Annotated in this window: 22 protein-coding genes and 2 tRNA genes; 12 read left to right on the top strand and 12 right to left on the bottom strand. The window is 48.0% G+C overall.

Annotation, left to right across the window (positions count from 1 at the left end):
• Positions 1-2 precede the first annotated feature (2 nt).
• Together LEUMU_RS0112490 and LEUMU_RS0112485 are read left to right on the top strand one after the other, a co-directional pair.
• Complete coding sequence (locus tag LEUMU_RS0112490) at positions 3-884, top strand: carbohydrate ABC transporter permease (protein ID WP_022952623.1); 882 nt, start codon at positions 3-5, stop codon at positions 882-884.
• Between the two features lie 20 nt (positions 885-904).
• A complete protein-coding gene (locus LEUMU_RS0112485) occupies positions 905-2,452 on the top strand; it encodes a sulfatase family protein (RefSeq protein WP_022952622.1) in 1,548 nt (515 codons plus the stop codon).
• 76 nt (positions 2,453-2,528) lie between these two features.
• Here the strand turns inward: LEUMU_RS0112485 and LEUMU_RS0112480 are convergent, their stop codons facing one another.
• The 6 genes from LEUMU_RS0112480 to phbB form a co-directional block, all read right to left on the bottom strand.
• On the bottom strand, positions 2,529-4,157 hold the full coding sequence (locus tag LEUMU_RS0112480) for a glycerol-3-phosphate dehydrogenase/oxidase (protein ID WP_022952621.1): 1,629 nt from the start codon (positions 4,155-4,157) through the stop codon (positions 2,529-2,531).
• Between the two features lie 133 nt (positions 4,158-4,290).
• Positions 4,291-7,140: an ATP-binding protein gene (locus LEUMU_RS0112475; protein ID WP_022952620.1), complete on the bottom strand. Its 2,850-nt coding sequence runs from the start codon at positions 7,138-7,140 to the stop codon at positions 4,291-4,293.
• A gap of 100 nt (positions 7,141-7,240) precedes the next feature.
• Entirely contained in the window at positions 7,241-7,846 is a 606-nt protein-coding gene (locus LEUMU_RS0112470; RefSeq protein WP_022952619.1) for an SCO family protein, read from the bottom strand.
• A 98-nt stretch (positions 7,847-7,944) separates the two neighbouring features.
• Entirely contained in the window at positions 7,945-9,327 is a 1,383-nt protein-coding gene (locus tag LEUMU_RS28060) for a HAMP domain-containing sensor histidine kinase (RefSeq protein WP_022952618.1), read from the bottom strand.
• A complete protein-coding gene (locus LEUMU_RS0112460; protein WP_022952617.1) occupies positions 9,324-10,028 on the bottom strand; it encodes a response regulator transcription factor in 705 nt (234 codons plus the stop codon). Before LEUMU_RS0112460 ends, LEUMU_RS28060 begins: the two co-directional genes overlap by 4 nt.
• 190 nt (positions 10,029-10,218) lie before the next feature.
• On the bottom strand, positions 10,219-10,941 hold the full coding sequence (phbB, locus tag LEUMU_RS0112455) for an acetoacetyl-CoA reductase (RefSeq protein ID WP_022952616.1): 723 nt from the start codon (positions 10,939-10,941) through the stop codon (positions 10,219-10,221).
• 224 nt (positions 10,942-11,165) lie between these two features.
• Here phbB and LEUMU_RS0112450 point away from each other — a divergent pair, with 224 nt between their 5' ends.
• Together LEUMU_RS0112450 and mutM are read left to right on the top strand one after the other, a co-directional pair.
• Positions 11,166-11,678 carry a DUF4340 domain-containing protein gene (locus tag LEUMU_RS0112450; protein WP_022952615.1) on the top strand — a complete coding sequence of 171 codons (513 nt, stop codon included), beginning with the start codon at positions 11,166-11,168 and terminating at the stop codon, positions 11,676-11,678.
• Positions 11,679-12,491, top strand: coding sequence for a bifunctional DNA-formamidopyrimidine glycosylase/DNA-(apurinic or apyrimidinic site) lyase (gene mutM / locus LEUMU_RS0112445; protein ID WP_022952614.1), 813 nt, complete (start codon positions 11,679-11,681; stop codon positions 12,489-12,491). It begins immediately after the preceding gene.
• A gap of 336 nt (positions 12,492-12,827) precedes the next feature.
• Here the strand turns inward: mutM and LEUMU_RS0112440 are convergent, their stop codons facing one another.
• Positions 12,828-14,033, bottom strand: coding sequence for a multidrug effflux MFS transporter (locus LEUMU_RS0112440; RefSeq protein WP_022952613.1), 1,206 nt, complete (start codon positions 14,031-14,033; stop codon positions 12,828-12,830).
• A gap of 158 nt (positions 14,034-14,191) precedes the next feature.
• Here LEUMU_RS0112440 and LEUMU_RS0112435 point away from each other — a divergent pair, with 158 nt between their 5' ends.
• Positions 14,192-14,821: a glutathione S-transferase family protein gene (locus tag LEUMU_RS0112435; protein ID WP_022952612.1), complete on the top strand. Its 630-nt coding sequence runs from the start codon at positions 14,192-14,194 to the stop codon at positions 14,819-14,821.
• A gap of 56 nt (positions 14,822-14,877) precedes the next feature.
• Here LEUMU_RS0112435 and LEUMU_RS0112430 read toward each other — a convergent pair.
• The 4 genes from LEUMU_RS0112430 to dusA all read right to left on the bottom strand — a co-directional run bounded on the left by LEUMU_RS0112430 (position 14,878) and on the right by dusA (position 17,189).
• Positions 14,878-14,953: transfer RNA gene (locus LEUMU_RS0112430), tRNA-Asn, on the bottom strand.
• A 150-nt stretch (positions 14,954-15,103) separates the two neighbouring features.
• Positions 15,104-15,179, bottom strand: a tRNA-Asn gene (locus LEUMU_RS0112425).
• An 18-nt stretch (positions 15,180-15,197) separates the two neighbouring features.
• Positions 15,198-16,244, bottom strand: coding sequence for a hypothetical protein (locus LEUMU_RS0112420; protein ID WP_022952611.1), 1,047 nt, complete (start codon positions 16,242-16,244; stop codon positions 15,198-15,200).
• A gap of 3 nt (positions 16,245-16,247) precedes the next feature.
• Positions 16,248-17,189: a tRNA dihydrouridine(20/20a) synthase DusA gene (gene dusA, locus LEUMU_RS0112415; RefSeq protein ID WP_022952610.1), complete on the bottom strand. Its 942-nt coding sequence runs from the start codon at positions 17,187-17,189 to the stop codon at positions 16,248-16,250.
• Positions 17,190-17,308: 119 nt separating this feature from the next.
• Between dusA and LEUMU_RS25895 the strand changes: the two genes are divergently transcribed.
• From LEUMU_RS25895 to LEUMU_RS0112390, 5 genes are all read left to right on the top strand, one after another.
• Positions 17,309-17,641 (top strand): FUN14 domain-containing protein, encoded by a 333-nt coding sequence (locus LEUMU_RS25895; RefSeq protein WP_022952609.1) that lies wholly within the window; start codon positions 17,309-17,311, stop codon positions 17,639-17,641.
• Positions 17,642-17,734: 93 nt separating this feature from the next.
• Entirely contained in the window at positions 17,735-18,550 is an 816-nt protein-coding gene (panB, locus tag LEUMU_RS0112405; protein WP_022952608.1) for a 3-methyl-2-oxobutanoate hydroxymethyltransferase, read from the top strand.
• Between the two features lie 27 nt (positions 18,551-18,577).
• On the top strand, positions 18,578-19,561 hold the full coding sequence (locus LEUMU_RS25890) for a DUF2157 domain-containing protein (protein WP_022952607.1): 984 nt from the start codon (positions 18,578-18,580) through the stop codon (positions 19,559-19,561).
• Positions 19,558-20,667 carry a DUF4401 domain-containing protein gene (locus tag LEUMU_RS0112395; RefSeq protein WP_022952606.1) on the top strand — a complete coding sequence of 370 codons (1,110 nt, stop codon included), beginning with the start codon at positions 19,558-19,560 and terminating at the stop codon, positions 20,665-20,667. Before LEUMU_RS25890 ends, LEUMU_RS0112395 begins: the two co-directional genes overlap by 4 nt.
• Positions 20,660-21,160, top strand: coding sequence for a GDYXXLXY domain-containing protein (locus tag LEUMU_RS0112390; RefSeq protein ID WP_022952605.1), 501 nt, complete (start codon positions 20,660-20,662; stop codon positions 21,158-21,160). The genes LEUMU_RS0112395 and LEUMU_RS0112390 overlap by 8 nt, the downstream gene beginning before the upstream one ends.
• Before the next feature lie 157 nt (positions 21,161-21,317).
• Here LEUMU_RS0112390 and LEUMU_RS0112385 read toward each other — a convergent pair whose 3' ends face one another.
• Positions 21,318-22,187, bottom strand: a complete 870-nt coding sequence (locus LEUMU_RS0112385) for a phosphotransferase family protein (RefSeq protein WP_022952604.1) — start codon at positions 22,185-22,187, stop codon at positions 21,318-21,320.
• A 57-nt stretch (positions 22,188-22,244) separates the two neighbouring features.
• Here LEUMU_RS0112385 and LEUMU_RS0112380 point away from each other — a divergent pair, with 57 nt between their 5' ends.
• Positions 22,245-23,804, top strand: coding sequence for an ABC transporter permease family protein (locus LEUMU_RS0112380; RefSeq protein WP_022952603.1), 1,560 nt, complete (start codon positions 22,245-22,247; stop codon positions 23,802-23,804).
• Positions 23,791-24,390: an ATP-binding cassette domain-containing protein gene (locus LEUMU_RS0112375; RefSeq protein WP_022952602.1), complete on the top strand. Its 600-nt coding sequence runs from the start codon at positions 23,791-23,793 to the stop codon at positions 24,388-24,390. The genes LEUMU_RS0112380 and LEUMU_RS0112375 overlap by 14 nt, the downstream gene beginning before the upstream one ends.
• Positions 24,391-24,425: the final 35 nt, after the last annotated feature.

The following is a 24,425-nucleotide window of genomic DNA, read 5'->3' as shown; positions in this document are numbered from 1 at the left end:
CCATGAAACTTCATAACTACTCACCGCTCAGTTTACTTAAGCATTTAGTGTTTGGAGATCGTAGTTCTAACTGGACGATTGCGCTCACGAGTGCTGGCCTTGCGATCTTTTGTGCGATCTGGATTTACCCATTCCTATGGATGCTTTCAACCAGTCTGAAGCCTAATTCAGAGCTGTTTGCTGCGACTGGATTAATTCCAGAGGCTCCAACATTTTCGAATTATATTCGGGCTTGGACTGAAGCGCACATGGGGCAGTACTTCATCAATACGTTGATTGTTACAATTGGCTCGGTGGCAATGGTGAGCCTTTCGGCTGCCTTATTGGGTTATGTCTTAGGTCGCTATCAATTCCCCGGTCGTAAAGTGATTTTCATCATCTTTGTGGCGGCAGTCTTTATGCCACAAGGCTTCACTATTATTCCGATTTTCGAACTCCTCACGTTTCTGGATATCTCCAGTAATTTATTTGGCCTCACGCTAGCCACGAGTGGTCATGGGATTGTGATTTACACGCTGTTATTCGCAGGCTATTTCAGTCAAATGCCTAACGAGCTAGAAGAAGCGGCGGTGATGGATGGGGTCAGTTTTCTGAAAGTGTTCTGGTATGTGATGTTACCGCTGGCGCGCCCGATGATGGTGACCGTGATCATTATGCAAGTACTGCATGCCTGGAATGACTTCTTACTTCCATTGGTTATCACGCTGGCCAACCCCGCGATTCGTACCTTGTCCGTCGGTGTTTACGCGTTTAAGGGTGAACAAATTATTGATTGGTCTGGTATGGCGGCGGCATCAACGATTTCGGTATTGCCGATTATTCTGCTTTTCATTTTATTGCAGCGCTACTTCATTAACGGCTTAAGCGGTGCGGTAAAAGGCTAACAACATTCAGGTAATGATTCATGAAAAAACCGACTAATATTTTGCTGATTACGACCGACCAGCAGCATTTTTCTGCGCTGGGTTCGGTCAATCCTAATATCGACACGCCTAATCTGGACCGGCTGTGCAAAGAAGGCACACGTTTTGATCGTGCTTATTGCCCGAGTCCGGTGTGTACGCCTTCGCGGGCAAGCCTGATTAGCGGCTTATACCCGTCACAGCATGGCGCGTGGACCATTGGTGTTGAGGTGCCTAAAACGGTGGATACCATCGGTGCTCACCTAACAGCCTCGGGTTATTCGACTGGCTTGATTGGTAAAGCGCATTTTCATCCGCTGAAATCTGGCAAGGGTGCTGAGTCATTAGAGGCTCAGCCTAAGTTGAGAGATTTGGATTTCTGGAGAAAGTTTCATGGCCCTTGGTATGGTTTTGAGCATATTGAGTTATCCAGAAATCATGCGGATGAAAGTCATGTCGGGCAGCATTATGCCATCTGGCTGGAGCAGCAGGGATTGGATAACTGGCGTGACTATTTTCAACCACTGCCTGGCGATACCTCGGCGTTTGCACCACGAGTCAATCATGAGCGTGGTTACTGGGCGCGGCATGATCGGGTTTGGCAGTTGCCTGTTGAGTTGCATTACAGTAAATGGACGGCTGATCGCTCAATTGCGTTTTTAGATGACAGCGTGAAGCAGGAAAAGCCATTCTTTCTCTGGTCTAGCTTTCATGACCCACACCCTCCGTACACCGTTCCGGAGCCTTGGGCGTCTAAATATAAACCGGAGGATATGGTACCCGGTCGTTTAGTGGCGGGTGAGCATGAATTAAATCCACCGCATTTTGCGAAAACGCAGGAAACTAACCCAGACTTCGGCGTTTGGCATAAGCCCTTTGAAGCACATGGTTGCGCAAGTCACCTGTTTGATGAACAGGAGTTGCGTGAAGATATGGCGGTTTACTATGGGATGATGAGCTTTGTTGACGAGCAAGTCGGACGTATTTTGGATCACTTGGATGAGCTGGGCATCGCGGATGACACTGCGATTGTGTTTACTACCGACCATGGGCACTTTTTAGGTCAGCATGGACTGATTGCTAAAGGGCCATTTCATTATGAGGATATGCTGAAAATTCCGTTTATTGTGCGTTGGCCGGGTAAGGTTCCGGCGAATCGTACGAGTGATGCATTGCAGAGCCTGATTGATGTGATGCCGAGCCTGTTAGATATTGCAGGAGCAGAGCCTGCGCCACATGTACAAGGCGTCTCTCAGCTGGATGTTTGGTGTGGCAAAGCCGACTCGGCACGCTCATTTGTGTTCTGCGAAAATCGCCATAATCCTAATATGCCGCATTTGACGACGTATATAAGTGATCGCTATAAGATTACGATTTATAAGCAGGGCGAGGATGGGGAGATTTTTGATCTGCTGGAGGATGAGTATGAGGTTAATAATCTCTGGTACAAGCCGGAGATGGAGCCACTAAAGCAGCGTCTAATGTACGAAATGATTCAGGGAATGATGGCTTCAGAGCCCATGAAAATGCCGCGAGTAGCACATGCCTGATACTGTGTTTGATTAGAGACTAGAAAGTTACGGCAACCGCTCCTGAGGTTTCAGAGCGGTTGCCATTTTATATCACTTACTGAATTTGACCTTCATTCCTAACCGACGCAATATATTCCTGCCGTTTTTCCTCAGCCTGATCACCAAAGAAAATCTCACAAGCCTGCTTCAAGCCGGGCGCATCAATAATGTCCTCATGACGTACGACCTGAGAGATCTTCGAACGACGACGCAGGAAGTCTTCAAGCTTCGTAATCATTTCATGCCGCGCGGTGTATTCAATCTCACAACGCAAATATTCTGCATTTTTCATCAAGCGTTTAGCCTGACGTGGGTCGCGACGAATATCTTCTAATAGCTCAAGAGAGCGGCCACCATAACGACGCCATAAGCGTTGAGTTAATGGCTCTGAGGAGCCTTCCACGGTGTACGAGTCCAAGTCCATCAGCTTAGCCTGATGGTAAAATTCATCACGTACCGCATCGCCATCTTCGCCATACCATTGGAATTTGCGATGGGGCAGGGTAATGCCCATTTCGCTCACCAAGCCAGCAATTTCATCACCTACATTGATGCAATCAGTAGTTTTACCGCCAAAAATACTGATGTGCTGATCTTTATGGTTGGTGTCAACCGCGTGCTTGCGGGATAGCTGTACCCAGTTTGCGATGCCATCTCCGCCTTTTTGGGCCAACGGGCGTACGCCACAGCGCTCAGCAATAATGTCATCTTTTGTAATCGGCTTATCCAGCTTGAGTAGGGAGTTGATATTACTCAATACAAACTCGCGATCTTCCTCTGTTACTGTCACCTCCGGGCTAGCAACCTGAGTATCCGTCGTGCCAACTGACGTTTTGTTTCCCATTGGAATAACGAAGAACAAGCGCCCGTCGCTGGCAAAGAACGTCAGTATGCGGTTTTGCTCTGTCACCCGATCAATAATCAGGTGGATACCTTTAGAGAACAGATGCTGATGATCTGTTTTCTGATGCGTCATTTGATTATGCTTATCAACGTATGGGCCACAAGCATTGATCAACACTTTCGATTTAATGGTGAAAGTCTCGCCGCTAATGGTGTCACGCGCAGAAATGGTCCAGATGCCATTTTCCCGAACCGCACCTTGCGACTCGACATAGTTCGCTGCCACACAGCCGTAATTCATGCTGGAGCGAATAAAGTTAAATACAAACCGCGCGTCATTATCATAGAGGTAGGCATCGGAATACTCGAAACCACCTTCGGCATTGTCGGTATTAATCGCAGGCTCGCGCGACTGAATTTCTTTCACGCTCATATAGTCGGGGCGTTGAGTGAAAAAGCGGCCAATCATCCAATAAAAGAGAGTGCCGAGATAGACAAACCATGAAGGAAAACGAAAGCCTTTCGCAATAGTCGTTAAAAAGCGAATCTCTTTAACAGTCGATGGATAGCTGCGCATTAAGTGATTACGGCTTTTGCATAGCTTGTTGACTAGCAGATACTCATGCGACTCAAGGTACTTGATGCCGCCCCAGGCCAGATTAGAGGAGTTAGAGCTGGTGAGGCCTGCAAAGTCGCCACGGTCTATGAGTGCTACCTTTGCGCCTTTGGCCGACAGCGATGCCGCTGAGACTGCACCGTTAATTCCGCCACCTAAGACCAGCACATCAAAAATGCGGTCTTCCTGCTTAAGCCGTTCGATATTGCTGTTTCTTAAATCCATGAGTATTCCGAAGATGATTTATTTCGTCTGAAAATCATTATCTTCGGTTTGTTTCGTTTTTTCAATATTATTTTCGTTTCTTGCGAATCCTTAAGTATCAGCTAAAGGATTCGCAATTCGAGCTCATGGTTGACTATCCATCACTGCGTGTTTCTGCCTCACGAGCCTGACGACGCTCCAGCATTTTCGGTTGCCATTTTAGCAGTACGTTTTTCAGCTCATTGATGCGAACAGGTTTAGCCAGATAGTCATCCATACCCGCATCAAAACACTTCTGATCATTGCTCATCATGGCATGTGCGGTGAGGGCGATGATTGGAATCTTGCTTTGCTCACCGTCTAGTTGGCGAATCTCACCAGTTGCCGCATAGCCATCCAGTACCGGCATCTGACAGTCCATAAAGATTAAGTCGTATTGCTTTTCCTGAATGGCATCCAGCGCTTCACGGCCATTATTGACCACATCAACCTGATAGCCGAGTTTCTTCAGCATAGTAGTGGCAACCATTTGATTCACACTATTGTCTTCGGCCAGCAGCAGATCAAACATAATGGGGCTGGCAGTTACTTCAGTAGCGGGTGGTGCAACTTCAGGCGCGGGCGCAACCGGTACTTGTTGTGGTTTAAGCTGAGCCGTTTTCTGAGCAGAAAGCTGTTCCTGATCCACCATTAACTGTATTTCGGAGTGCTTAAGTGGCTTTTGCATCAGCGTCACATTATCGCCCAGCTTCACCAGCTCTAAGCTCATAAAGCTTTGCATACTGCCATACAGCACAATTTGCGTGTCAGTGGTTTGGCGGATGGAACGCACTAAGCTCAGTGCACCCAAAGCATGCTCAGGGTCGTAGTAGAGATTATCCGCATCAATCGCAATCATTTGATAATCTTGCGCTTCAATCTGGCTAAAGCACTGGTTTAATGTGGTAACGATTTTAGGTTGGATATTCCATTCCCGCATTTGATGTTCGTGATAGCGATTCAGTGTTACATCGGTGCTATACATCAATACCGACATTTGATTGGCTTGAATAAACGGTTGGGCATCCTTATCGATTGGGCCACCGGGTATAGTGAAGGAGAAGCAAGAGCCTTCGCCTAAAGTACTGTTAACCGACAGCTCGCCACCCAGCAGTGAAACCAGTTGATTGCAAATCGCGAGGCCAAGCCCGGTGCCGCCATGTTCACGAGTACTGGAGCCATCCACTTGAGAGAATGCATCAAATAAGGTCGCTTGTGCTTCTTCCGGAATACCTGAGCCGCTGTCTTTCACATCAAAATGAATACTGCCATCGGCCAGTCGTGATAAGTGCAGCAGCACATAGCCTTGCTCGGTAAATTTGAGCGCATTACCCAGTAAATTAATCAGAATCTGTCGTAAACGGCCGGCATCACTAACTAATTCTTGCGGTACATCGCCATCGATAAATAAAGCTAAGTTGACCTGTTTACGCGAAGCTTCTTCAGCCAGTAAATCCATCACGGCTTCCAGCGTATGCACTAGTCGGAAGGGGTGTGGCTTGATGGTCAGCTTGCCAGCTTCGATTTTTGAGAAATCGAGAATGTCATTAATAATTACCAGCAGCGATTCAGCACTTTCGTGCACGGTGCGGGTGAGGTTGCGCTGTTCGGGTGAAAGACCGGAGTCCAGCAGCATTTCAGTCATACCAATAACGCCATTCATTGGTGTGCGAATTTCATGGCTCATATTAGCCAGAAACTCCGACTTTAAATTGGCTGATTCAATAGCCGCTTTGTGCGCTTTAGCAATTTGTTCTTCGTTTTTACGGCGATGCGTAATATCGCGGATGATACCAGTGAATAAAATCTGGCTATCTACTCGTGCATCATTCACCGCGAGTTCGATGGGGAAGCGGGTGCCGTCTTTTTTAACGGCAAATAACTCACGACGCATACCAATGACATGGGCTTCGCCAGTTTTTACATAGTTTTCAAGGTAGCCATCGTGTTTATCACGGTGCTCATCACCCACCAATACTCTAATGTTTTTACCCAGTAGTTCGCTTGGCTCATAGCCAAATACGGCGAGAATGGAGTCGTTGATATCGGTGATCACGCCATGCTGGTCGATGGCTATAATCACATCCTGCACGGAGTTCACAATGGCACGCATTTTCGCATCAGTGACTTTTAGTGTTTGCGCGACGGCTTTGCGGCGTTCAATTTCTTCGGCTTTTAACTGATCGCTACGGCTGGTTTCTGTAAGTGCCTGATGCGCAAGCCTTAACGCTTTACGCATGCGTCTTAAGACCAGTATCAACAGTGAAATCATGCCAACAATCACGCCCAGCATAATGAACAATGATTGTTTAAATGAGCCAATGGCTGCGGACTCCAGCGATTGAATAGGGCTGGTGATTTCCAAAATCCCACGTAGGTCGCCGACTTTCCAATCCGTTTTTGGGGTGCCGGGGTAGTTGTTATGACAGCCTACACAGCTTTCACCTAGAGTATCCGCCCGGGCAAAGCGAATCACAGATTGGCCATTTTTCTTCTCAAAGCGCCACACGGCGTCTTTTTTGGTTTCCGTTAGCTGCTTAAGTGCCCACACTTCAAAGTCATCCAGGTTGGTATTGGTGCGCCAAGGGAAGGGCTTATCGCTGTAAAGTCGAACGTTAAAATCGGTATTGCCACTATTGATAAAGTCCCCGAAATCCTTAGCAAAGGTCGCGGGTAACGGCAAAGCATTAGGCTGCTTGGTGTAGTTGTGGGTAATGGTGACGCCTGCATCTCTGGCTTTCGGCACAATTTCCGTGGAATAAAAATTGCGGAATTCGGCGATAGAGGAGGCTAGTCGTTGTGCTTCTTCGACAGCACTGGCTTCATTGATTTCTTTAGCATTCTGAAAGCTATTCCAGAGCACAAAACCCGAGCCTGCAGTTAAGAATAAAGCGAGAATAATGGCGATATAGCGGGAAAAGATATCATCGGCTAAATCGTGCGAGGAAGGCGTATTCTTAGGCATTCGGGGACTAACCTGCATCAGATTATTTTTGATGCTTATTATACTAACAGAATTTATCTGTACTGTTAGTGAATGTCACTCCCCGAATGGCTAAGTAGAATCAGGATGCCAGGGCTTTGCGAATGCTTTCAGCAATGGCATCAGGCTTGGCGCCATGCGGCTGAGATTCAAAGAATTTTCCATTACGGTCGATGATAAAAGTGGTTGATGTATGATCAACTAGGTAGCTAAGCGCTGAGTCGCTTTCGACCTTGGCGTAATAAGTACCGTATTGCTTAGTGACCGTTTTAATTTCATCAATCGTGCCAGTAATACCGACAAAGTTTTTGTGAAAGTATTGCGCATACTGCATCAGCGGGTCGCCTTTGTCGCGCTCTGGGTCAACGCTCACAAACACACCTTGAACTGATTCCAGCTCTTCCGGTGTTAATGACTTCATTGCACCGCCAATCATTGCCAAGCTCGTCGGGCAAACGTCCGGGCAAGAGGCATAGCCAAAGTACATTACGACCACTTTGCCTTTAAAATCACTCAGTGAAACCGTTTTGCCATCCTGAGTCAGTGAGAACTCACCACCAAACTGCTTGCCCGCAATGGGAACCGGTTTACTCGCAGCAGGAGTGTGCTCCTTGCTAAGGTATTGCTGGGCAGCAACCAATCCACCAATAAAGGCAATCAATGACAGAAAGAAAATGGTCTGTTTCATGCGGTTTTCCTGAATGATTATTAGCTTTGCAGACTATCACAGTGAGTGATAGTCAGGCATTACAATTACATTGCTTGAGGAAAGCCATCAGAAGAAGCTTAGCGAGTAACCGATGGTGGCAATTGCACCGTCACAACCAAGCCGCCATTTTCCGCATTCTTCGCCCAGACTTTACCGCCATGCAGCTCGATAATCCGATGGGTAATGGCCAGACCAACCCCGTTACTGCCAGTCTTTTCATTACGCGAACTATCGCTGCGGAAAAACGGTTCAAACAAACGTTTCAAGTGCTCTTCAGGAACGCCGGGGCCATGGTCACGCACAATAATCTCAAGGCCAGAAGCATTGGCATTTGCCGAAATGGTGACTGCACTACCATCTTCCGTGTAGTACATGGCATTGCGCACAATGTTATCCAGTGCACTGCGTAAGTTCTCATAGTCCGCCTGAATGGTTGGCAACGCGCCAAGGTTTACAACTACTTGCTTGTCGGTATTTTGATACTCATAACGTGCATCTTGTGCCACGTCATCAATCAGCTCATCCAACTCTAGCGGCTCAAAGTTTAATTCCGGTGTATTGTTCAAACGTGTCAGGCGCAGAATGATTTCAATGAGGCCATCGAGTCGTTGAGTTTCCTGATCAATCCGTTGCAGCTCAGTACTGCTGCCGGTTTTCTGCTCGGCCAAGGTGCTGGCGACCTGAATACGCGCCAGTGGAGAGCGTAATTCATGTGACACATCGCGCAATAACTGGTGCTGGCTTTTCAGGGTGTCATCCAAACGGGAAGCCATGCGGTTAAAGTCACGACCGAGTTCACCGATCGCATCTTTTCTCTCAGCTACTGATGGGTCTACTCGGGCTGATAAATCTTTCAGGCCAAAGGACTGCGTGGTGCGGCGTAAACTGCGAATGGGTGAGGTAATAAACAAACTAATCAAGGAGCTACCAATCAGCATGGCCAAGACAAACGCGGCAATCGGCGCATATAAGCGCTTCCAAGGCGCTTGTGGCATCAGGCTGTGATCTTTATGGACGCTGCGAATCAGTACGTAATAAATTTTACTATCGTCAGTGACGACTTCACGGGTGAATTGCGAACCAATGCGCCTGGGGCGTTTTCGTTCTTCGCCGGTTTTTTCTTTTCTTTCGCCACGACTCCAGCGCTCGTCACCCAATACTAGCGGACGGGGTTGGCTGTTTAAATAACGGCGCAAGTTTGGCATCGTAAATAGCACGGTGCGGTTTTCATCAATCAGTGCGACAGACGTACCATGGTCGCCCAGCTTTTTAGCATAGTCGGCGATTGTACCCTGCTGATACTCCTTCATCACGCGGTCGGCGAGAATCTGCGGCGCTTGGCGTGGTGAAATAATCAGCTCTTCTTTTTCCAGCCATTGCACCAGAAAGTAAGCGCTCAGCATGATGAGCAGATTGGTGATTATCAGCAGTCCGGCAATTTTTAAAAATAAACGGGTCATGTGGCGTCGCGCTTCACGTTAAGGAGGTAGCCGGAGCCACGAATGGTTTGAATGCTCAGCTTCTCTGATGGGCTAAGCTTGCGACGCAAATTACTGATATGCACATCAATGCTGCGATCGTAAGCACCCAGCTTACGGCCCAGCACAGTTTCAGAAATAGTCTGTTTAGTGATCAATTCATCCGGTGCTTGCATCAGCAATTGCAGAATGTCGAACTCGGTTTGAGTCAGTACCAGCACTTCACCTAGCAGCGTCGCTTGGCGGTTGTGCTGATTAAGATTCAAATCACCGATTTCCATTTGATCGCTTTGGGCGCTGCTTTTCTTTTCTGTACCGGCGGCGCGACGCAGAATAGCTTTAATGCGAGCAAGCAACTCACGTGGATTGCAAGGCTTTGGCATATAGTCATCCGCACCCAACTCCAGACCCAAAATCCGGTCAATATCATCGCCACGGGCAGTGAGCATAATCACCGGCGTCTCGATGCCATTTTGGCGAACCGCTTTCAGGACTTCCAGCCCATCCATGCGTGGCATCATGATGTCTAGGATGATCATGTCTTTAGGGGTTTTGGTTGCTTCCAGAGCGTCTGCTCCGTTGTGTACCAAGGTAATTTTAAAGCCTTCGCCTTGAAGATACTCGGTGAGCAGTTCTGCCAGCACCGTATCGTCATCGGCCAGTAAGATATGAGCTTGTGTCATGGGGTCATATTCCGTCATTGTGGCGCAATTCAAAGCGATGCGCGTTTGATAAAATAGTAGCGCAGAGTGAAGTCGTGATGGGGAGTTTTTACGAATCTTTACAGGCGGCTAAGCACAGGGGAGAAACAAAAATGCCAATGATCAGAACAATCATTGGCACAGATCTTACGTGTTGTACAAAGGCTAAACCTTAGTACATTTGCTGACCACCGTTGATATCCAACGTCGCGCCAGTGATAAAGCCGGCTTCGTCTTCGATCAGGAACATTACACCACGTGCAATATCATCCGGATCACCTAAACGACCAACTGGAATCGTGCGAACGATCTTATCTAATACTTCCTGAGGTACTTTACGCACCATGTCAGTCAGTACGTAACCTGGGGCAATCGCATTAACAGTAATGTTCTTACCAGCACCTTCCAGTGCCAAGGCTTTAGTAAATCCGTGGATACCGGATTTTGCAGCGGCATAGTTAACCTGACCATATTGACCAGCACGGCCATTAACCGATCCAACGTTAACGATACGGCCGAAACCGCGATCACGCATGCCGTCGATTACTGAACGACACATGTTGAAGCAAGATGACAGGTTTGTCTGGATAACTTCATTCCAGCGATCAAATGTCATTTTGTGCATGGTGCCATCGCGTGTAATACCAGCATTGTTTACTAGTACGTCAACAGCGCCACATTCGGCTTCGATCTTCTCGATGCCTGCTTTACAGGCTTCAAAATCAGCAACGTCAAACTTATAAACCGGAATACCATTCGCTTCTGAAAATGCATTCGCTGCCTCATCATTTCCGGCATAGGTGGCGACTACATCATATCCTGACTTTTTCAATCTCAAACAAATAGCTTCTCCGATCCCGCGTGTGCCACCTGTTACAACTGCGACTCGACCCATAACAACTCTCCTCTTGTTAAAAACTCTGTTTCATGAAATAGCGTATTGAGTATATGACGAAATGAAAACTTTGTCTAAAATCAATAACTTGGATGCTGCACTGCACCATAATTTAACGCTTTGTCCTAATACCTTGTAATTTATAGAGATATTTAAAGAGTGCCATTCTTTTATGAATTCTGCATGATAGTGGACATTAATTGTTACCATTAAAAGGTGGGGAAATGCAGCGTTCATCGAGCTCTAAGCGGCGGATGATTAATCTTTTTTTGCTGATCTTATTGGCTGGATTAGGTTATTTGGCCTATCAGCAGGTCCAAATTGAGAACAAAGGGGCTGAGACGCTTTATGACCCGGCAATTGGTGAGTCGGTGGATGAAGTCACTATTTTGCTACCGGGCCAGCCGGCAATACGCTTTGAGTCCGGCCAGCCGGATTGGCAAATCGTATCCCCGATTGAAGCCAAAGCCGATAGTCGCTATTTACAGCAACTATTTACCTTATTATCCGAGTCGGTACTTGCAGAATATGTCGCTGCCGATCAGGATTTGGCAGCATTTGATTTAACCGATAAAGCCATTCGCGTGCGCTTTAATCAGGTTGAATATGCCTTAGGCAGTTTAAATCCGGTGAATCATCGCCGGTATGTGCTGTTAAATCAGCGAATTTTATTAGTGAATGAAGCCGTCTATGAGCTGCTGAGTCGTGGTGTGGACGGATTTAGGGAGACGCCGTAAGTGCCAGAATTACCCGAAGTGGAAACGACCTGCCGTGGCATTGAGCCGCATATGCAGGGGCGCACAATTACTGCCGTGTTAGTACGTCAGCCTAAACTGCGCTGGCCAGTGCCGGATGAAATTCAGCGCTTGATCGGCCAGACGGTTAATAGCGTCACGCGCCGCGCTAAATATGTGATGGTGAATACGGATTTAGGGACGGTTTTGCTTCACCTTGGCATGTCAGGTAGCCTGCGAGTGGTTGATGCAGAACTGGAACCGGGTAAGCATGATCATGTTGATCTGGTATTGGATAGTGGCAAAGCAGTGCGCTTACATGATCCCAGACGTTTTGGTGCAGTGTTGTGGACCGAAGAAGATCCTGCGCAGCATAAGCTGATTAATCACTTGGGGCCAGAGCCACTGACTGACGATTTTGATGCAGAGCGTTTATACACCCTGTCGCGTAAAAAAACGGGCAGCGTGAAGCCGTTTATTATGGATGCTGAAGTGGTGGTTGGTGTTGGGAATATCTATGCCAGCGAGTCTTTGTTTATGGCAGGGATTTCGCCTGCGCGTGCCGCCAATAAGATTTCTAAGCAGCGCTATGGGGTTTTGGTTGATTGCATTAAGCAGGTACTGGCGCGATCGATTGAGCAGGGTGGCACGACGTTAAGGGATTTTGTGCAGGCAGAGGGCAAGCCTGGGTATTTTAAGCAAGAGCTGAATGTGTATGGTCGGGCGGGGGAGCCTTGTCGCAAGTGTGGGGCGGTGATTTCACAGATCAAGCAAGGGCAGCGGTCGACGTTCTACTGCAAAACTTGTCAAAGATGAGTGTTTGCATCAAGCGCCATTAATTATTTGCTTCGCCGACTCGCTTTGCTCGTAAGGACTGCGCAAATAATTAATGGCGCTTGATGCTGGGGAGTTGGGTGGTGGTGCTTTGTTAGAGCCTGAGTTCTCTGAGGGATTTGTTGATAACGCTAAGACTGGGAGACAGTGTGTTTAACTGATTTGTAGATTTGTAGATTTGTAGATTTGTAGATTTGTAGATTTGTAGATTTGTTTGAGGTTTGATGCGCGAGTATTTTGTAAGCAAGGTCGGCGAGGAGTGAATCCCTCGCCGATTTAGATTTTGGATTGGTTTTTGAGCTTGGTTTTTACTGGGACTTATTCTTCAGTTGCTAACACTGGTGCGCTGCTGCCGGGCAATGTGCGCAGGGCTAGTAGTAGGGTGAATACGCTACATAGAGCAATTGCACCGATCATTGGTGTGGCGGTGCCGTTGAAGAAGGGGCTTGCGACAGCGATCATTGCGCCGCCAACGAACATTTGGATGGTGCCGCCGAGTGATGAGGCGAGTCCGGCGATGTGTCCGTGTTTGTCGAGTGCTAGTACCATGGTGCTTGGGATGACTAAGCCTAGGCAGGCGGTTGATACGAATAGGAAGCTTACGATAACGGTGAGCATTCCAAGGCCTGCGAAACATAATGCGAGCAGTGCCAATGTAACAGCGGCGGAGCCTGAAACGGCTAATCTAATCATGCGCTCTGTGCCGATTCGTTCGCTGATTGGAGCGGCTAAGCGAGTCGCTAGGAAAAACCCAAAGCCATTCAATGCAAACGCTAAGCCGAATCCAGCAGGTGATAGCCCGAATTGACCGGTGTACACGAAGGATGCGCTGGCAATAAACACGAAGAAACTCGCTAAGGCGAATCCGCCAATCAGCGTTAATCCCATAAAGTAGCCGTCGGTTAGCAGGATACGCGACCCCTTTACGAAGTTTCCGATGTTGAATTTTACTTTGTCGGTTTCATGCAGGGTTTCAGGAAGTCCAAAGCTGGTGAGTAGTACGCTGAATACCGCTAAAACGGCCAGTAGCGCGAAGATATAATGCCATCCACCAAATGCGAGTACTGCACTTCCAGCTAATGGTGCCAGCATTGGGGAGATGCTGATCACCATCATGACCATACCCATCATGCGAGTGGCTGCGACGCCGGTTTGTGTATCACGAATAATTGCGCGAGGAATCACCATCACTACTGCACCGCCAAGGCCCTGTGCGAAGCGCATGATAGTTAGCCATTCAATCGTTGGTGCCAGAAAGCAACCGATGCTACTGATAATGAAAATGGTCAAGCCAATGTAGAGCGGCTTTTTGCGGCCAATCTGATCCGATAACGGCCCGTAGAACAGTTGTGAGATACCAAAACCCATAAAGTACGCGGTTAGCGTCATTTGTACCGCGCTGGTGTCGGCGTTGAGGTCGGTTTCGATAGCGGGTAGTGCAGGTAGGTACATATCAATCGACAATGGGCCGATACAAGACAGCAGACCAAGCACTAAGGCGAGATAGCGTGTGGATACAGACATGGGGTTTACTCGTTGTTTGGGTGGGTTTATGCCAACAGCGGATTATTTCAGAAACGAATGGTCTACATAACCCTGTTACGTACCTCATTGTGTGTCAGTTTGGTAATGGTTAGAATGACTCTGTTGTAATTTTTTACACCACCAAGGAGGATTCACCTATGAGTGACCTGATTCTCTACACAAATCCGCAATCACGCGGTCGCATCGTCCACTGGATGATGGAGGAGCTTGGCTTGCCGTATGAGACCGTTTGGCTCGATTACGCCACGACCATGAAAGCACCCGAATTTCATGCGATTAACCCGATGGGCAAAGTGCCCGCACTAAAACACGGCGATGTGGTGGTGACTGAAACCTCTGCTATCTGTGCGTATCTGGCTGATCGCTTTCCGGAGCAGGGCTTAGCGCCGCCAGATAATGACTTGGCCCGCGCGAATTATTATCGTTGGCTGTTTTTCGCAGCAGGGCCTGTTGAGCAGGCAGTGACTGCACAGTCGATGGGCTGGGAAGTGCCAACGGGCAAGGAAATGAGTGTCGGCTTTGGCACTTTTGCACAAACTCGTGATGTATTGCCGCTGGCATTAGAGCCCGGACCCTATATCTGTGGTGAGCAGTTTACTGCGGCGGATGTGTATATTGGCGCGAATATCGGCTGGGGTATTTTATTTGGCACGATTGAAATGCAGCCAATCTATGAAGAGTATCTTGGCAGCTTGCATGCGCGTCCGGCTTATCAGCGTGCGGAAAAGATTAATGATGATTACATGAAGTCGCAAGCGGCACGGTAATTTATTGCAGGCACAAAAAAGCCCGCTGGATTGCTCTAGCGGGCTTTTTCTAAATATGGCTCCTCAGGCAAGACTCGAACTTGCGACCAATTGATTAACAGTCAACTGCTCTACCAACTGAGCTACTGAGGAATAGTGAAGCCGCGTATTCTAAGGATGCTTTGGTTTATCGTCAACTACTACTTAGTGTAATTTTTGAATTTTTTAAACTGGGGCTTATTGATCTGGAAATAGCGGCCATAAAAAAAGCCCATCAAATTGCTTTGACAGGCTTTTAAAATATGGCTCCTCAGGCAAGACTCGAACTTGCGACCAATTGATTAACAGTCAACTGCTCTACCAACTGAGCTACTGAGGAATAGTTGAGCGGCGTATTCTAAGGATGCTTTGGATTTGCGTCAACTTCTTTTTCAAAGTTTTTTATCAAATATCCATGCACCGTGGCATCCGTTGAGTTTGCGACGCAGGGCGATAAAATTTCCTGCAGTATTTTGCAATCCAGCCAAGGCGTTTTGGCTATTTTAGTTTCATTGCGTTGCCAGAGTGTACCTTGTTCGGTCTCTGTTGCAGTCCAAGCTGATAAATACTGGTTGGGATAAGGGTTGTTCGTGGGCAGATCTAATGCGTCCGCCGGCTCTTTTCTAACTTCAACTTCCAGCGCTTCGATCAGAATGGCCTGGTTGCCATCAATTGGTCCAAAACGTTGTGCGTGCTGCTTTTCAAACACGTCGCGTAACATTTCGATCGGCATGCATTTTAATAGCAAGCTGGTATCTGCGTCGGTATAGCGCAAGCGCAATTGCCAAGAGGCTTTTAAATGCTCAGCATCCGCGCCTTGTTCCAGCATCGCTTGCTTGCAGTCATCGCGTAGCTCACGGCCAAATGCTTCGATCTCTTGCATGCAGGTATCATCCAGCAATACATTGAGCGTACGTTTGCAGGCGGCAGAGTCTGAAGCATCATCAGCTTGGCTATGGCCGACTTGGAATTGTTTAAGCCCTAGTGCATCAGCCAGTAACGCCAAGTGCAGTATGGAGTCATGTTTATTAGCAGTGAGTAGGGCGTTTTCATCCGCAAAGCCGAAAGACTCTTGTTTGCGCAACGTCTTTGCCTGGTGTTCTGCGTGAAATCTCAGTAGCGCCAATGCCACTTGCTCTGGCTCCAGCCAATGGCTAGTGCGCGACTCATAAGCAATCATCAAGGCTGAAATAGTCTGACGAAGTGCGTCGATATCGTCAGGGCTAGCCTGATGATCAGTATCTCCACACAGTGCATAACAAGCCTGAATATCGATGGCTTCATTAGGCAGTTCATTGTTTGGATAAGGGTTGGTGCTGAGGTAATGACTAAGTTTATCGGAGAAGCGCTTGGTCAAACTTAGCGCCTCCGTATCGTGGCTGTCCCGTTTCGCAAATAAAATCATGAATTACTCCGATTCATTGATATAGCTGGCTGCTTCACGCAGCACTTCAATACCGGCCCCTGGTTTATGCGCTTGTTCGCTAATGTGGCGGCGCCAAGCTTTAGCACCCGTTTGGCCTTGGAATAAACCTAATATATGGCGCGTCATGTGCTTTAAAAAGACACCGTCAGCAATTTGTGCTTCCACATATTCGATATATTGATCCAAAATCTCCAGTCGGGTTTTTGTAGGGCGGCGGTCGTTATATACCATTGCATCTACGTCGATCAAGTGAAATGGGTTGTGATAGGCTTCCCTGCCAACCATAACCCCATCGACAAATTGTAGATGGTTTTTACATTCGTCCAACGTAGTAATACCACCATTGATGATAATTTCCAGATCGGGGTTTTCTTGCTTGATCTGGTACACCAGCGGGTAGTTCAGGGGCGGTACGTCGCGATTTTGCTTCGGACTGAGCCCCTTTAACCACGCTTTGCGAGCGTGTACGATAAAGGTCTTGCAGCCGGCTTCAGATACAACGTCGATAAAGTGTCGTAAGCTGGTTTCCTCATCTTGATCATCAATTCCAATCCGGTTTTTAACCGTTACCGGAATCGATACAGCGTTTTGCATCGCACTAACACAGTCAGCAATCAGCTGTGGTTCGGCCATCAAACACGCACCAAATGCGCCTTTTTGGACCCGGTCGCTCGGGCAACCGACATTGATATTCACTTCATCATAGCCAAAATCTTCCGCCATTTTCGCGCAAGTGACCATGTTTTGAACATCGCTGCCGCCTAATTGTAATGCAACTGGTTGCTCTTGGTGATCAAATTTTAAGTAACGCTCATTATCTCCATGAATGAGCGCACCCGTGGTGACCATTTCGGTATATAACCAGGCATGTTTGCTGATTAATCGGAGAAAATAACGCTCATGGCGGTCGGTCCAGTCGAGCATTGGGGCCACGCAGTAGCGTCTTGGTGAATCTGTCAAAGCATCATGCCTGTCTGAAAAAGGGGAAAATTATATCTGAACGCGCTAGTATTCGGATGAATATTTTCGTTTGGATAATAATAATGGAACCACAACAAACCATCGAAGCGGGTAATTGGGTCGCCTTAGCGGCCTATATGGGGTTTAGTTTCTTCGTCGGCTTTGCAATTGGATTTGCAGCTCGTACCTTTCTTAAAGTCTTATTTTTCGCCGCAGGCACGCTGTTTATCGCGCTTTTCCTGCTGCAATACAATGGCATTATCAATGTGAATTGGGATAGCTTTGAAGGCGTCTACAACAACATGATTGCCTGGGTTTCGCCACACCTTGGCGGCTTGAAAAACTTTATCACGGCTAACTTATCTTCTGCTGCAATGGCTGGTCTGGGACTGGTTTTAGGCTTGCGCCGTAAATAGTCTGATTCAGTGGGGGCATTTGGGCAAACTGTTCTATGGTTGAACTACAGATTTGTTATGATGACCCTTTGGTAATTTCGCGGAGAGCGCGCTATGTCAGTTCACAATTCACCACAAGCGGTCACAATCAAGACGCTAGCCAAGTTGAAAGCTGCCGGTGAGAAGTTTAGTTGTCTCACGGCTTATGACTATTGCTCGGCTTATGCGACCAGCAAGGCCGGCGTTGAAGTCATTCTGGTTGGGGATTCACTGGGAATGGTTATTCAGGGTCATGACAGCAGCCTGCCAGTCACCATACAAGATATTGCTTACCACATTCGCTGCGTACGACGTGGCAATGTGGGCAGTATGATTATGGCGGATATGCCCTTTATGAGTTACTACTCAGAAGACGTCAGCCTGAAAAATGCAGCGGTATTGATGAGTGAAGGCGCGCATATCGTGAAGCTGGAAGGCGGCGCTTGGCTGGCTGAGTCCACGCATTTACTGTCTGAGCGTGGTATTCCGGTCTGTGCACACATGGGCTTAACGCCACAGTCGGTGAATCATTTAGGTGGTTACTCGGTGCAGGGGCGTGACCCGGATGCGGCGCAAACCATGGTGACTGAAGCGCTGACGCTGCAAGAGGCGGGTGCCAGTGTTTTATTGCTGGAATGCGTCCCGGAAGACCTTGGTCAACGTATTACTAAAGCGCTACGCATTCCGGTGATTGGAATCGGTGCAGGCGCGAAGACCGATGGCCAGATTATGGTCTGGCACGACATGATGGGCTTATGGCCTGGACGTCCTGCGAAGTTCGTTAAAAACTTCCTGAGAGATACCGATGGCGATATTCAAGCGGCGCTCAAGTTATATGTTGAGCAAGTGAGAGATGGTAGCTTCCCGGGGCCAGAGCACAGTTACGAGTAAGACTGCGATCATGGGGGATCGCCAGTTATGAGAAAAAGCAATCGCCAGCTTCTGCTGGAATGGGCTGAACAAGCACAAATATCGGCAGCCGACTTGCCTCGCGCAATGCGGCTTGGCGATGCGGTGCCCAGCCAGACGGACTGGCGACGTTTTCTGGATATGTTGCTACTGGGCTTGGGTGGGTTGCTCACGGTCTGCGGTGTCATATTCTTCTTTGCTTATAACTGGGAAAACCTCGGGCGCTTCACCCGCTTTTTGTTGGTTGAAGCGCTAATTGTGATTTCGATGGGGGCTGTTTGGTGGCTGGGTTTGGAGAAAATATCCGGACGAGTGGCGCTAATGATGGCCTCGGTGTTTGTAGGGGTATTGCTGGCTTTAATCGGTCAAACCTATCAAACCGGGGCTGATACCTATGAATTATTCACTATTTGGGCCTTATTGATTCTGCCATGGACTTTGCTTGGGCGCTTCGATGGCTTGTGGGTATTGTGGCTGCTACTGGTGAATCTCTCCCTCGTGCTGTATTTCGATACCTTCGGACGCTGGTTTAATTGGTGGTCGGGCGTTGAGCAGCTGTTGTGGATCTTGTTTGTGATTAATACCTGTGCCTTGATCGTCTGGGAATGGGTGATTGCTCAAGGGCAAAGCCGCCGCAGTCTGCGCTGGATGACGCGTTTATTGGCAACTGTTAGCTGTGGTCTCATCACATCAATCGCCATCTTAGTGCTGGTTGATGATGGCTGGACGCGATTTATGGTCGGTATCATTGCTTGGCTGGCTTGGATGGCCGCCGCTTATTTCTGGTATCGCCGTAAAGTGCTGGATGTATATGTGTTAGCGATTGGTGTGTTATCCGTTGTAGCCGTATTGAATGTGGCGATTGGCCGCATGCTGTTCCATGGCGTGCTGGATAACGTAGCCGGCTTGTTAATTATTAGTTTAACGGTGATTGGCTTTTCGGCAATGGGGGCGGTGTGGTTAAAGCGCATTGTGAATGAGGCACAGACATGAAGCAGTCATCAACCATGAAACTCTGGAACACCTTATTAAGCCATCAATTAGTGCAGGGCGCAGAGCCGCCTGAAACTGAAGATAATGCCCCGTGGTATGTACGCACTATGTTGGGTATTGCTGGCTGGGTTGGGGCGATTTTTCTGCTGAGTGCTTTGTTTAGTGGCTTTGCACTGGTTATGGACTCGGTTGTTGCCGCTACGGTAATGGGCATTGCGGCCTGTTCGCTGGCGGTCGTCATGTATCGCGCCGTTAAGCACAATGATTTCACTGAGCAATTTGCCTTCGCCGTGAGTTTAGCTGGGCAATCGTTGCTAATTTACAGCGCCATGAGAGGGCTTAACCTGTTCGATAGCGTGAAAGACTTTGTCTATCAAGTGCGTTGGGTGGCACTCATATTAGTTGCTTTGCATACGGTATTGTTTTTGCTGGTACCAAATTATTTGCACCGAGTGTGGTCGGCGGTGATTGGTGTGGGTTCGCTGGCATTCTTAAGCAATCAATATGGATTGTTTCCGTTTACATTAGTGCTGTTAATGGCTGGCGCATCGGTGGTCTGGCTAAAAGAATTTCACTGGGCGCGCTTTGGTGAGCAGTCGCGGGCGCTGGGCTATGCGTTGGTATTGGTGAGTGTCGCACACTTGCTCACACAGAATTATTTTTGGAATGAAGGACATTTCTGGCAAGAGGTGTTTGGCATTCGAGCACTCGGCGGTGAGTGGGGCGAATGGTTGTCGGGCTTATTGCTTGGCGTTGTTTTAGTCGCGGTAGTTGTCGTGTTGTTACAGCGTGAGCGCTTATCTCTATCGGGGCGGGTGGGTATTGCCGCGATTGGTTTGGCAATAGTGTTTGGTTTGATTGGCGCACAAGCTCCGGGAATTACCATTGGTGTAACGTTGGTGCTACTGGGCTTTGCGCATGGTAATAATATTATTACCGGAATTGGCTTGGTGACCGTCGTCGCATTCGTTTCACAGTTTTATTACCTGCTTCATTTGACCTTGTTATATAAGTCGATTTTGCTGTTTTTTAGTGGATTAGGTTTGTTGCTGGTGCGTCAGGTTCTGCATCGTTTATGGCCACGAGTGGAGCAGACTGATGCGTAAATTATGGGTGATTTTAATTGGTCTTGTCGTTCTGGCAGTGGTGAATTATTCGATTTATTCACGTGAGATGCTGGTTACCAAAGGTGATAGTGTCATTTTGCAGTTAGCGCCGGTTGATCCGCGCTCGCTAATGCAGGGTGATTATATGGCACTGCGCTTTGCGGTCGCCTCAGAAGCGCAAGATCAAATTCTTAGCAGCAAGCAGATCAATGGCTTTGTGATTCTTAAGCCGGATGAAAAAGGGGTGGGGCGCTTTGTGCGGTTGGATGACCTTTCTGCGTTGAATAATGGCGAAGTGCGGATGCGTTATCGCTTGCGTAAAGGGCAGGTGAAGTTTGCCACCAATGCATTCTTTTTTCAGGAAGGGCAGGCGAAGCTGTTTGAAGCTGCACGCTTTGGCGAGTTTCGGGTGAATAAGGGTGGCGACTCGGTACTGGTTGAAATGCGCGATGAAAATTTGCAGCGCATTGGTGAACGATCGCTGGTTGAATAATTGTTAGTTGTTAGTTGTTAGTTGTTAGTTGTTAGTTGTTAGTTGTTAGTTGTTAGTTGTTAGGTTTGTATTTTTTGGATTGCTAGAGAGTCTAATCATTTAGTGAGTGTTGTTTATATGCTATCTGTCATGGTTTCAGCTCCACGGTGGTTGGGTCTTATTCACACTGTTGGTTTATTTCTCTGGCCCAATACCAAAGTGCATCAATCGTTTCACTGAGTTTGATGGCCGCATTGAGTCCATGATTAAAGGCTTCGGTATTAAATGTGCTGAAGGCCGGAAGTTTTATTAAATCCTCCGGTGAGACCTTAAGAAAGCGATGCATGGCGGCAGCATCAAACCATGCATTTCCTAGTCCGCCATATTCCCAATCTAAAATAATCACTTGCTCATCTGACTTTAGAGAGCTGATCTCAGGGATTTGTTCGTGCGTGGCGCTTTCAGAGAAGGTGCTTTTGGTGTTGGTATTGAGCGCCAGATTTCCCATATGTAAGTCATGATGCACTAAGCAGAGTGGTAGCTTAGGTAATCCAAATAAACCCCGTTCAAATACTGCAATCTGTTCTAACGCCTCACGATCATTAAGTTGTACCGCCAGCGATTGGTAGTTTTCCAGCATCAACTGATGGTAATCAATAGTAAGTAAGCCATCTGGATTATACGGTTGAATGCTTTGCAGCTCTGCAATCGCTGCTAATAACTGTTGTTGCTGAGGTGCCGTTAATGACTTCGCAATAAGCGGCTCATAACAACGCATCACACACCAGCCTTCCTCAGGCGCATTGCGAATGATCTGCGGTGCCCATTTAAAGTGCTTTAACTCATCCAGCAATACCGATTCACGACGCCGATTAACCCCAGGCGTAATCGCATTCGCTCCATTAATTCTGGCAATTAGCACAGGAGCGTTTGCAGAGTCTTGATTAATGCCCTTAAACAACTGATTACTGCTACCTTTTGCAAAAGCCGTCCACTGGTAATTTTGCTGTAGCGCGTTATTGATTCGGGCCTGCCAGTGTTGCTGCATAGTATGTTCCTTTGGCATGTTCTATAATCGCCGCTTTACGCCCGAGCCAGTAGTGTTATGACGGAGTTTTTCGGCAAACTCAGTGTGTTGTTTTTAGTGTCAGTGACTACGCTATCATTCTATGGCCTGATCGGTTTTGATGGTGGAAATAGCGCTGATTGGGCCTTATTACACGATTCTTACTTTTGGTCAATTCTGGGCTTCTCTTTAAAGCAGGCGGTGCTCAGTGCCTTGCTCTCGGTGTTACTGGCTTGGCCGGTGGCGCGCGCGCTTTATTACTCCCCAAAACTTCCCTTTAAAGCGGGCTTTTTAAGCCTGTGCCTATTGTGTTTCATCATACCGACGCTGGTACTAATTACCGGTTTAGTCGTGCTATTGGGGCGCTCTGGCTTGCTAATCGATGGTTTGCCGGAAAGTTGGAGTCTGTATGGTTTGCACGGCATCTTAATTGCTCACGTCTATCTAAATCTACCTTTTGCCGTGCGCGCGCTGTATCAGCAAATGAACAATATTCCCGATACCAGTTGGAAGCTGGCTGCACAACTTAAGTTAAACCGCTGGCAGCGGTTGCGCTTTGTGGAGGTGGCCAGCTTGCGCGCGACGTTTCTGCGGATGTTTGGGTTTATTGCGGTGCTGTGTTTTAACAGTTTTGGTGTGGTGCTGGCTTTAGGTGGTGGGCCGCAGGCGACAACGTTGGAAGTCGCTATGTATCAGGCGTTGAAGTACGATTTTAATATTCCTGAGGTGCTGGCCTTGGCTTGGGTACAATTTGCCATTACAAGCCTGCTGTATGTGATAGTTTCACGCTGGGGTTCAGCTAACTGGTTATCGGTAGAAACCGTTTCCCGTCGCTGGGTACCGGAAGCCTCGCCGCTCATGAAGCTTTGGAATGCGCTGTTATATGGCACGATGTGGTGTATTTTGCTGCTGCCCATGCTGGCGCTTATTCCGGGTATTAGCGAGATGAACTGGAAAACGTTCAATGCATGGTCGATTGCGCAGCCTGCATTGGTGACTTTGCTGGCGGCGTTAATTAGCGCGCTGCTGGCTTTGGCGCTGTCCTATGGTAGCTTAATTCCTTTGCGTCAAGCAGCCATGGCCGGAAAGGTAAAGCGACAGCTAACCTACGAATGGCTAGGCATGCACACCTTGTTAGCGCCTGCGATGGTGCTATCAGTGGGCTTATATGTGTTTCTATTAAGGCGAATTGATCTGGATCATTGGGGTATGTTGTTCGTGGTGCTGCTTAATGCCGTTGTCATTACGCCGTTTGCGACCCAGCATTTACGGCCGCGTTTATTACAGTTTGATCAGCAGTATTATCGCTTGGCAGATTCCCTGAAGCTTACTGGTTGGGCGCGACTAAAAGTTGAGTATCCATGGATCAAAAGCACGCTGTGGTTTAGCTTTTCACTGGTATTGCTGTTTGCCATGGGTGATGTGGCCGTCTTCGCTATCTTTGGTAATGATGATTGGATGACACTGCCTTGGTTAATTTACCGCTTAGCCGGCACCTATCGCATGGCAGATGCTTCGCTGGCGTCAGCAGTGTTACTCATTATGTGCGCCATGATCGTACTGTATTTTGAACGGAGTCGTCAGCATGCTGGAAATTGATCATTTAGAGGTGCGCTGGAAAGAAGTGGCGCTGAAATATAACTTCACGGTAGACGTTGGCGAAATCCTCACGATTCAAGGGCGCAGCGGGGTTGGTAAAACGACTTTACTGAATGCCATTGCCGGTTTTGAAGCGGTCGATCAAGGTGATATCCGCTGGGATGGCCGGTCCATTGCGCCACTTAAAGTAACTCAGCGTCCTGTCAGTATGCTGTTTCAGGAGCATAATCTGTTTGAGCATTTAAGTGTTTGGCAGAATTTGCAGTTTGGATTAGTGAGTGATGATATTGAGCAGCGGATTAGAGTAGCAGCCGAGGTATTAGAAGTCAGCGATCAGTTGGATAAGTCGCCGCTTAAATTATCCGGCGGCCAGCGTCAGCGCATTGCTATTTTGCGCACGCTATTAAGGCCTGAGCCGATTGTGTTGCTGGATGAGCCCTTTGCCGAGCTGGATGCCACGACGCGCTTAATTGCTAATGACTGGGTGCGAGAGACTGCAAAAGCAACCAACAAAACCGTCTTGTTGATCACGCATCAGGATGAAGATGTGGCACGGGTCGGCGATCGAAACTTGCTACTGAGTTAGCGTCACGTGATGGTTATGACTTGGTGAGCGCTAAG

The sequence above is a fragment of the Leucothrix mucor DSM 2157 genome (genome assembly GCF_000419525.1).
GTDB classification, from domain to species: domain Bacteria; phylum Pseudomonadota; class Gammaproteobacteria; order Thiotrichales; family Thiotrichaceae; genus Leucothrix; species Leucothrix mucor.
This window is presented reverse-complemented; position numbering and strand designations above follow the sequence as displayed.

What these genes read in the sequence shown, in the direction of transcription:
- LEUMU_RS0112490 (WP_022952623.1), top strand. Translation starts at nt 3, where the DNA reads ATGAAACTTCATAACTACTCACCGCTCAGTTTACTTAAGCATTTAGTG.
- LEUMU_RS0112485 (WP_022952622.1), top strand. Translation starts at nt 905, where the DNA reads ATGAAAAAACCGACTAATATTTTGCTGATTACGACCGACCAGCAGCAT.
- LEUMU_RS0112480 (WP_022952621.1), bottom strand. Translation starts at nt 4,157, where the DNA reads ATGGATTTAAGAAACAGCAATATCGAACGGCTTAAGCAGGAAGACCGC.
- LEUMU_RS0112475 (WP_022952620.1), bottom strand. Translation starts at nt 7,140, where the DNA reads ATGCCTAAGAATACGCCTTCCTCGCACGATTTAGCCGATGATATCTTT.
- LEUMU_RS0112470 (WP_022952619.1), bottom strand. Translation starts at nt 7,846, where the DNA reads ATGAAACAGACCATTTTCTTTCTGTCATTGATTGCCTTTATTGGTGGA.
- LEUMU_RS28060 (WP_022952618.1), bottom strand. Translation starts at nt 9,327, where the DNA reads ATGACCCGTTTATTTTTAAAAATTGCCGGACTGCTGATAATCACCAAT.
- LEUMU_RS0112460 (WP_022952617.1), bottom strand. Translation starts at nt 10,028, where the DNA reads ATGACACAAGCTCATATCTTACTGGCCGATGACGATACGGTGCTGGCA.
- phbB (WP_022952616.1), bottom strand. Translation starts at nt 10,941, where the DNA reads ATGGGTCGAGTCGCAGTTGTAACAGGTGGCACACGCGGGATCGGAGAA.
- LEUMU_RS0112450 (WP_022952615.1), top strand. Translation starts at nt 11,166, where the DNA reads ATGCAGCGTTCATCGAGCTCTAAGCGGCGGATGATTAATCTTTTTTTG.
- LEUMU_RS0112440 (WP_022952613.1), bottom strand. Translation starts at nt 14,033, where the DNA reads ATGTCTGTATCCACACGCTATCTCGCCTTAGTGCTTGGTCTGCTGTCT.
- LEUMU_RS0112435 (WP_022952612.1), top strand. Translation starts at nt 14,192, where the DNA reads ATGAGTGACCTGATTCTCTACACAAATCCGCAATCACGCGGTCGCATC.
- LEUMU_RS0112420 (WP_022952611.1), bottom strand. Translation starts at nt 16,244, where the DNA reads ATGATTTTATTTGCGAAACGGGACAGCCACGATACGGAGGCGCTAAGT.
- dusA (WP_022952610.1), bottom strand. Translation starts at nt 17,189, where the DNA reads ATGCTCGACTGGACCGACCGCCATGAGCGTTATTTTCTCCGATTAATC.
- LEUMU_RS25895 (WP_022952609.1), top strand. Translation starts at nt 17,309, where the DNA reads ATGGAACCACAACAAACCATCGAAGCGGGTAATTGGGTCGCCTTAGCG.
- panB (WP_022952608.1), top strand. Translation starts at nt 17,735, where the DNA reads ATGTCAGTTCACAATTCACCACAAGCGGTCACAATCAAGACGCTAGCC.
- LEUMU_RS25890 (WP_022952607.1), top strand. Translation starts at nt 18,578, where the DNA reads ATGAGAAAAAGCAATCGCCAGCTTCTGCTGGAATGGGCTGAACAAGCA.
- LEUMU_RS0112395 (WP_022952606.1), top strand. Translation starts at nt 19,558, where the DNA reads ATGAAGCAGTCATCAACCATGAAACTCTGGAACACCTTATTAAGCCAT.
- LEUMU_RS0112390 (WP_022952605.1), top strand. Translation starts at nt 20,660, where the DNA reads ATGCGTAAATTATGGGTGATTTTAATTGGTCTTGTCGTTCTGGCAGTG.
- LEUMU_RS0112385 (WP_022952604.1), bottom strand. Translation starts at nt 22,187, where the DNA reads ATGCAGCAACACTGGCAGGCCCGAATCAATAACGCGCTACAGCAAAAT.
- LEUMU_RS0112380 (WP_022952603.1), top strand. Translation starts at nt 22,245, where the DNA reads ATGACGGAGTTTTTCGGCAAACTCAGTGTGTTGTTTTTAGTGTCAGTG.
- LEUMU_RS0112375 (WP_022952602.1), top strand. Translation starts at nt 23,791, where the DNA reads ATGCTGGAAATTGATCATTTAGAGGTGCGCTGGAAAGAAGTGGCGCTG.